Source organism: Actinoplanes sandaracinus (assembly GCF_030009775.1).
Lineage (GTDB): Bacteria > Actinomycetota > Actinomycetes > Mycobacteriales > Micromonosporaceae > Actinoplanes > Actinoplanes sandaracinus.
The window spans coordinates 411277-419144 of the sequence record NZ_JASCTH010000004.1; the positions used below are offsets into that span (position 1 = coordinate 411277).

Annotated in this window: 6 protein-coding genes, 1 rRNA gene and 1 riboswitch; of the genes, 1 reads left to right on the plus strand and 6 read right to left on the minus strand. The window is 68.2% G+C overall.

Going from position 1 to position 7868, the window contains the following annotated elements; genetic code table 11:
* Nucleotides 1–5 precede the first annotated feature (5 nt).
* The 4 genes from QLQ12_RS08735 to QLQ12_RS08750 all read right to left on the minus strand — a co-directional run bounded on the left by QLQ12_RS08735 (nucleotide 6) and on the right by QLQ12_RS08750 (nucleotide 5125).
* Nucleotides 6–770, minus strand: coding sequence for an ATP-binding cassette domain-containing protein (locus QLQ12_RS08735; protein ID WP_282758467.1), 765 nt, complete (start codon nucleotides 768–770; stop codon nucleotides 6–8).
* A 2-nt stretch (nucleotides 771–772) separates the two neighbouring features.
* Nucleotides 773–1786, minus strand: coding sequence for an ABC transporter permease (locus QLQ12_RS08740; RefSeq protein ID WP_282758468.1), 1014 nt, complete (start codon nucleotides 1784–1786; stop codon nucleotides 773–775).
* Between the two features lie 2 nt (nucleotides 1787–1788).
* On the minus strand, nucleotides 1789–2784 hold the full coding sequence (locus QLQ12_RS08745; RefSeq protein WP_282758469.1) for a substrate-binding domain-containing protein: 996 nt from the start codon (nucleotides 2782–2784) through the stop codon (nucleotides 1789–1791).
* 184 nt (nucleotides 2785–2968) lie between these two features.
* On the minus strand, nucleotides 2969–5125 hold the full coding sequence (locus QLQ12_RS08750) for a discoidin domain-containing protein (protein ID WP_282758471.1): 2157 nt from the start codon (nucleotides 5123–5125) through the stop codon (nucleotides 2969–2971).
* A gap of 262 nt (nucleotides 5126–5387) precedes the next feature.
* Between QLQ12_RS08750 and QLQ12_RS08755 the strand changes: the two genes are divergently transcribed.
* Nucleotides 5388–5894 (plus strand): metallophosphoesterase family protein, encoded by a 507-nt coding sequence (locus tag QLQ12_RS08755; RefSeq protein ID WP_282758473.1) that lies wholly within the window; start codon nucleotides 5388–5390, stop codon nucleotides 5892–5894.
* A 127-nt stretch (nucleotides 5895–6021) separates the two neighbouring features.
* Here QLQ12_RS08755 and QLQ12_RS08760 read toward each other — a convergent pair whose 3' ends face one another.
* Together QLQ12_RS08760 and rrf are read right to left on the minus strand one after the other, a co-directional pair.
* Nucleotides 6022–7446: a glycine hydroxymethyltransferase gene (locus QLQ12_RS08760; RefSeq protein ID WP_407651438.1), complete on the minus strand. Its 1425-nt coding sequence runs from the start codon at nucleotides 7444–7446 to the stop codon at nucleotides 6022–6024.
* Between the two features lie 21 nt (nucleotides 7447–7467).
* Nucleotides 7468–7559, minus strand: a riboswitch (ZMP/ZTP riboswitch).
* 225 nt (nucleotides 7560–7784) lie between these two features.
* Nucleotides 7785–7868, minus strand: a 5S ribosomal RNA gene (gene rrf, locus QLQ12_RS47355); the annotation flags it as partial.

Genomic DNA, 7868 nt, shown 5'->3' on the forward strand with positions numbered 1-7868 from the left:
GGAAATCAGCCGGGCGGCGGCTGCGCACCAGTCATGATGGCGACCGCGTCGGACATCGAATGGGACTGCGGGGTGATGACCGCGATCCGGCGGCCCAGTCGCTGGATGTGGATCCGATCCGCGATCTCGAAGACATGTGGCATGTTGTGGCTGATCAGGATGACCGGCAGGCCCCGGTCGCGGACGTCGCGGATGAGCTGCAGGACCCGGTTGCTCTCCTTCACCCCGAGCGCGGCGGTCGGCTCGTCGAGGATCACCACCTTGCTGCCGAAGGCCGCCGACCGGGCCACCGCGACGGCCTGGCGCTGGCCCCCGGAGAGGGACTCCACCGCCTGCCCGATGTTCTGGAGGGTGCCGACACCCAACTCGCTCATGTGCCGGGCGGCCTCGCTCCGCATCGTCTTGCGGTCCAGCATGCGGAAGACCGATCCCAGTACGCCGGGCATCCGCTGTTCCCGGCCGAGGAACAGGTTGTCGGCGATGTCCAGGCCGGGCGCGACCGCGAGAGTCTGGTAGACGGTCTCGATTCCGGCGGCGCGGGCGTCCATCGGGTTGCGGAAGTGCACCGGATCGCCGTCCAGGAAGATCTCGCCGCTGTCCGGGACGACCGCGCCGGAGAGCGCCTTGATCAGACTGGACTTGCCGGCACCGTTGTCGCCGATGACCGCCAGGATCTCGCCGGGCATCAGGTCCAGGTCGCTGCCGTCGATCGCCACGACCCGGCCGTACCGTTTGATGAGCCCCTTCGCCTCCAGCACCGGTGTCGTCATGATCAGCCCTTCACCTTTCTGATCCACTGGTCGATCGAGACGGCGACCAGCACCAGCAGGCCGATCGCGAAGCCCTGCCAGACCACTTCGACGCCGGCCAGTTGCAAACCGTTGCGGAAGACACCGACGATCAGCGCCCCGACCAGCGTGCCGACCACGCCGCCCCGGCCGCCGAAGAGGCTGGTCCCGCCGAGCACGACCGCGGTGATCGAGTCCAGGTTGTACTCGGTGCCGACGTTCGGGCTGGCCGACGCGAGCCGTCCGATGAGGATCCAGCCCGCGACCGCGTAGAGCAGTCCGGCGGTGGTGTAGACCGAGAACAGCACCCGTCCGGTACGGATCCCGGCGAGCCGCGCCGCCTCGATGTCGTCGCCGGTCGCGTAGACGTGTTTGCCCCAGGCCGTCGAGCTCAGCGCGTACGCGAAGAAGCCGAACAGCAGCAGCATGATGATCGAGCCGTAACTGAGCCGGAAGGACCCGATCGGGATCGCGTCCCCGGTCCACGTCATCAGGCCGGGCATGTCCGCGCCGCGGACCGTCTCACTGTTGCTGACCACCGAGTTGAGCGAGAAGAAGATGGTCAGCGTGCCCAGCGTGACGATGAACGGTGGCAGTTTGATCCTGGTCACCAGGATGCCGTTGAGCGCGCCCATCGCCGTGCCGCAGGCGAAACCGAGCAGCAGCGCGAGCGGCGCCGGCACCCCCGCGTCGGTCGCGAAGAGGGCCATCAGGATCGACGAGAAGACCGCGATCGCGCCGGCCGACAGGTCGATGCCGGCGGTCAGGATGATCAGGGTCTGCCCGAGCGCCAGCATCGCGATGACGGTGACCTGGAGCAGCACCAGTGACAGGTTGGCGGCCGAGAAGAACTTGCCGTTGACGATCGAGAACGCCACGATCGCCAGAACCAGGACGGCGAGCGGCCCGAGGACCGGGTTGCCGTGCAGGAGATGCTGGAGTCGCAGGCCGATCGAGTCGTGGCGCCGTACCTCGAAGTCAGCAGTGGTCGTACCCATACTCACCCCCAGCAGTTCTGTCTGCCCCACGCGGAGTCTTTCGCCTCCACGCCGGCCTGCGGATCGTCGGTGATCAGTTGCACGCCGGTGTCCACGAAGTTCTTGCCGGCGGTGTTCTGCGGCCGGGCGCCGGTCTTCGCGTACTCCGCGATCGCCTGAACACCCAGCTCGGCCATCTTGATCGGGAACTGCATCGAGGTCGCGCCGATGACACCCTTGCCGACGTTGTCGACACCGGGACAGCCGCCGTCGACCGACACGATCGTGACGTCCCGCTCCCGGCCGGCCGCTTTCAGCGCCTCGAACGCCCCGGCCGCCGCGGGCTCGTTGATCGTGTAGACCAGGTTGATCGACTGATCCTTCTGGAGCAGGTTCTCCATCGCCGTACGCCCGCCCTCCTCGTTGCCGTCGGTGACGTCGTGCCCGGCGATCCGGGGGTCGTTCTCGTCCCCGATCCGCGCGGGGTCGCCGACGTCCACCCCGAAGCCCTCGAGGAAGCCCTGGTCCCGTTGCACGTCCACGGAGACCTGGTTGGCGTTGAGGTCGAGCATCGCGATCTTGGCCTGGGTGCCCGACTTGTCGAACTTCGCCTTCGCCCACTGCCCGATCAGCCGGCCGGCCTGGTAGTTGTCGGTGGCGAAGGTGGCGTCGGCGGCGTCGGCCGGCTCGACCGGCGTGTCCAGCGCGATGACGAGCATCCCGGCCTCGTGTGCCCGGTCGATGGCGGGCACGATCGCCTTGGAGTCGTTCGGCGTGATCAGGAAGCCCTTCGCCCCGAAGGAGATCAGGTTCTCGATCGCCAGCACCTGAGCCTCGTTGTCGCCGTCCACTCGCCCGGCGAAGGTCTGCAGATCGACACCGGCGGTGCCGGCGATCCCCTGCGCGCCCTTCTTCATCGTCACGAAGAACGGGTTGGTGTCAGTCTTGGTGATCAGGCCGACGACCGGTTCGCCGGTGCCGCGGTTGCAGGCGGACGTCCCCGCGAGCAACAGGGTCACGCAACCGAGGGCCACGAGAGATCGGGATCGCTGGCGCATTCCACCTCCGGCGGGCATCGATGGACACCGTTGCCATGGAGTAGACGCCCACCTCATCAGGGGTGTCAACAGCGAGTTTCCCGATGGTTACCCAGCGAAATGGCCGCCGGCGCGCTCCGCGAGCGCGCCGGCGGCCACTGTCGATCTAGGGGAAGTTGACGACGTACGACGGGACCGTCGCCGTCCCCTGCGCCGGCCCGCCCGTGCTGTTGACCACGTGGTCGACGACCCCGTTGCCGCCGAGTGACACGGTCAGCAGGTGGTGCAGCCTCACCCCGGGGGTCACCGGCACCTCGAAGCCCCGGTCGTTGTGGATCGACGGGTTCACGTTGAAGTAGCAGTAGCTACCCATTCCCCACGCCTCGTGATCCGTGACGTGGTCCGCGACCTTGTACGCCGCGTACCCGTCCGCCCCGGTCCGCCAGGCCGCCTGCGTCGGCGGGTCGTACGGCTTCTCGTTCTGCAGGAAGTAGGTTCGGCCGCCGTTGCCGTTCCAGATCACCTCGTACTTCTGGTAGTGCTCGACGAACAGCCCGTACGCGGTAACGTTCTGACCGTTCACGATCAGGCCGGAGTCCGCCGTGTTGATCGTCCACCCGTAGGTCCCGGCGTTGCCGTGGTCGGCCCGCCAGGCCCAGATGTGGTCGATGATCGTGTTGTTGCTGTTCACCAGCAGGCTGTTGGTGGCCTTGCCGGCGATCGAGCCGCCGATCCGGAAGAACACGTCCTGCACCGTGGTCGGGTTCGCCGCGTGGTTGGCCGACGACCCGTTCGGGCCGATGACCAGCAGGTTCGCCGAGTTGGTGGTGCCCGCGTCGAAGAACAGGCCGGCGAGCTTCACACCGTCCACGTCGGCCACCTGCATCGGCGTGACCCCGCCCTCCGGAATGATGGTCGCGTATCCGAGACCCATCACCACGGTGTTCGCCCGGGTCACGTTGATCGTCTGGTTCACGTGGTAGACGCCCGGCTGGAACATCAGGTGGAGGCCCTGCGCCAGCGCCGCGTTGATCGTCGCCGCGCTGTCACCCGGCTTCGCCACGTAGAACCGGCTCAGCGGGATGCTGACGCCGGGAGTGTTCCCGTTCGCCCAGCTCACCCCGGACGAGTTGGTCCGCAGGTTCGGGACGAAGACCGCGTAGTCACCGCCGTTCAGATACAGGTACGGCTTCTCCCGGACCACCGGGGTCGCCGCGATCGTGGTGTACGGCGGATTCGGGAAACCGCCCGCCGCCGGCGCGCCCTGCACACCGACGAACATCTGGTTCCAGACCGCGTTGGTGTTCGACCCGATCGAGCTGTTGCGGGTGAACCACTGCTGCTGCGAGTACTGCCCCTGCGAGCCGCTGATCCGCGAGTCGGCGATGTAGCCGCCGGACGCCCAGCCGTAGCCGTTGGGCGCCAGGTTCAGGTCGCCGTGCACGTCCATCCGCCGGAACGGCGCCGCCTGGGAGACCGCCCACCGGTTGGCGCCGGAGACCGGGTAGAGGGAGATGTTCTCCACCGACCGCCAGAAGTTCTGCGTCGCGTTGCCGCTGAACCAGCCGGCGTCCACGGTGATGTCCCCGTTGATCCGCACGTCCTGCGGGTTCTGGCCGAGACCGATCACCGACGTGTTGAAGCCGACCTGGATGTTCAGGCCGCTGTAGGTGCCCGGCTTGAACGCCAGGAGGTTGCGCTGGACGCCGAACTGGTTCGTCTCCTGCTGCGCGAAGATCGCGTCAGCCTGGGCCTGGATGGTGGCCGACGGCATCGATGGGTCGAAGACCGTCACGTTGGCGCCGAGACCGCCGCCACCGGGAATCGTCGTGGTGGTCTCGCCGTAGACCTTGAACTCCCACAGCGAGTAGCCGTAGCCGGTGGTGCGCTGGGTGCCGTACATCCGGACGTACCGCCCGGTGCCGTTGACGGTCAGCGACTGGTTCCCGCCGGTCGCCGTGGTCGTCGAGTAGATCGTGCTCCAACTCGACGCGTTGTCCGAGACCTGGATCTGGAAGGCCTTGGCGGCCGCGGCCTCCCAGTTCAGTTCCACCCGGCTGATCGCCTGCGAGCTGCCCAGGTCGACCCGCAGCCACTGCGGATCGGCGAAGGCCGACGACCAGCGGGTGCCGGCGTCGCCGTCGACCGCTGCCGAGGCGAGATAGGCGCCGGGCGCCTCGGTCGAGGAGGTGGTGGCCGGCTTGCCCTGCGACAGCAGGACCTCCGCGGCGGCGGCGGGCGTGATGGTGGCGGCGGCGAGTCCAGCGACGACGGCGGTGATCAGTCCGCCGATCGCGCCGAGCCGCCAGGGGGAGCGTCTCATGGCGTCTCCTAGGGAACGGAATCACGCGAGGGGACGGCCTCGCATGCAGCGGAAACGCCATGGAGAGCGCTTCCTGGCCGAACGCTAGGGACGGCGGAAGATCCGTGTCCATAGACCGGCATGGTTCCGGAACCAGCCGGAAATCGTGTCACTTTCCCGGTACCGAGTTCACCAGCTGATAACACAGATGACGGGACCGGTTTCCGGCCCTGCATGCAACAACTCCCAGGCAGGCGCCGAACGGACAATTAGGATCGCCCGTATGCGGCTCGTCCTGATCAGCGACACCCACGTCCCGAAACGCGCCCGCGATCTGCCGGCCCCGCTGTGGTCCGCCATCGACGAGGCCGACGTCGTGGTCCACGCCGGCGACTGGGTGGACGTCAGCCTGCTCGACGCCCTCGCCGCCCGCTCCGCCCGGCTCATCGCCTGCTATGGAAACAACGACGGGGCCGCCCTGCGCGCACGGCTGCCCGAGATCGCTCACGCCACCCTCGACGGCCTGCGACTGGCCGTCGTCCACGAGACCGGCCAGGCCGCCGGCCGAGAGAAACGGTGCGCGGCCCGCTTTCCCGACATCGACGTGCTCGTCTTCGGGCACTCACACATCCCGTGGGACACCACCGCCCCGAACGGCTTGCGGCTGCTCAACCCCGGCTCGCCGACCGACCGCCGCCGCCAGCCGCATCACACCTGGATGAGCGCCCGCATCGAGGCCGCCGCCCTGCACGACGTCACCCTGCACCGCCTGCCCCGCCCCGCTCCATGACCGGCACCCGCCCGCGCCCGGGCCGGAAGATCCCCCTCAGCGGCCGTCACAGCCGCATCAGAGCGCCGGAAAGCACGAACCCGCCGTGACCGGATGATGGTCGACGGCGGGTCCGTGGTGGTTCGTGTCAGGCCAGGGAGACCGACGGGTAGAGCGGGAACGGCGCGAGCAGCTCGGTGGCCTGCTTGCTGACCCGGTCGGCGAGCGCCGGGTCCAGGTTGAACTTCGCCTTCGAGCCCTCGGCCGGCGACGTCGCGGTGAGCACGGTGTGGATCAGCTCGGCGATCTGGTCCATCTCCGCGGCGCCGAGACCGCGCGTCGTCAGCGCCGGGGTGCCGACCCGGATGCCCGAGGTGTACCAGGCGCCGTTCGGGTCGTTCGGGATCGCGTTGCGGTTGGTGACGATGCCGCTGTCGAGCAGAGCCTGCTCGGCCTGACGGCCGGTGATGCCGAACGGGTGCACGTCGAGCAGCACCAGGTGGTTGTCGGTGCCGCCACTGACGAGCTGCACGCCACGCTTCAACAGGCCCTCGGCGAGCGCCTGGCTGTTGGTGACGATCTGCTGCGCGTAGGTCGCGAACTCCGGCCGGCGGGCCTCCGCGAACGCGAGGGCCTTGGCCGCCATCACGTGCGGCAGCGGGCCACCGAGCACCATCGGGCAGCCGCGGTCCACCTGGGAGGCGAGCTCCGGCTGGCAGAACACGGCGCCGCCACGCGGGCCACGCAGGCTCTTGTGCGTGGTCGTGGTGACGATGTGCGCGTGCGGGATCGGGTTGTAGTCGCCGGTGAACACGCCACCCGCCACCAGGCCGGCGAAGTGCGCCATGTCGACCATGAAGGTGGCGCCGACCTCGTCGGCGATCTCGCGCATCTTCGCGAAGTTCACCTTCCGCGGGTACGCGGAATAGCCGCCCACGATCACCGCGGGCTTGAACTCCTTCGCGCTCTCCCGGAGAGCCGCGTAGTCGATCTGACCGGTCGCCGGGTCAACGCCGTAACTGCGCTGGTCGAACATCTTGCCGGAGATGTTGGGCCGGAACCCGTGGGTCAGGTGACCACCCGCGTCCAGCGACATGCCCAGCAGACGCTGGTTGCCGAAGGCCTGCCGCAGCTCGGCCCACTCGGCGTCGGTCAGGTCGTTGATCTGCCGCTTCTCGAACTTCTTGAGGTACGGCACCTCGACCCGGTCGGCGAGAATCGCCCAGTAGGCGACCAGGTTGGCGTCGATGCCGGAGTGCGGCTGCACATAGGCGTACGGCGCGTCGAACAGCGCCTTCGCGTGCTCGGCCGCGACCGACTCGACGATGTCGACGTTCTGGCAGCCGGCGTAGAAACGGCGGCCGACGGTGCCCTCCGCGTACTTGTCGGAGAGCCAGTTGCCCATCGCGAGCAGGACCGCGGGAGAAGCGTAGTTCTCACTCGCGATCAGTTTCAGCGACTCGCGCTGGCCAGTGAGCTCCTGCGCGATCGCGTCAGCGATGCGCGGCTCCACGGAGCGGACCACCTCGAGGGCGGAGCGGAAAGCGGTGGATTCAGCGTTCAGTTCAGACACACGGACCTCCCTATCACGTAGCGAAGAGGCCCAGGCGCACGGCATGTCGTCTTTGTCGACGGGACCGCTCCCCGATGGTCAGCCATCCGAACGCGCCAGTCACGGCCCGGGCCAAGCATACCGGGCACCGGCTGAGCCGCCACCGCCAAACCCCGTGCTCGCCCCCGTGACGACACGAGACCCGGCGGTAGCGGCCGTTCCGGTGCCGCCCCGCGCCTGTGCCGGCCGCCGAATGGTCGTCTCGCGGAGATGTTGGGCGGCGGAATATTTCAACCGCAAAAAGATCGATGAACGCAGAAAGGCCCACCCCGTGTGGGGTGGGCCTTTCATCACGTTGAGTCCGGCGGCGTCCTACTCTCCCACACCCTCACGAGTGCAGTACCATCGGCGCTGGAGGGCTTAGCTACCGGGTTCGGAATGTA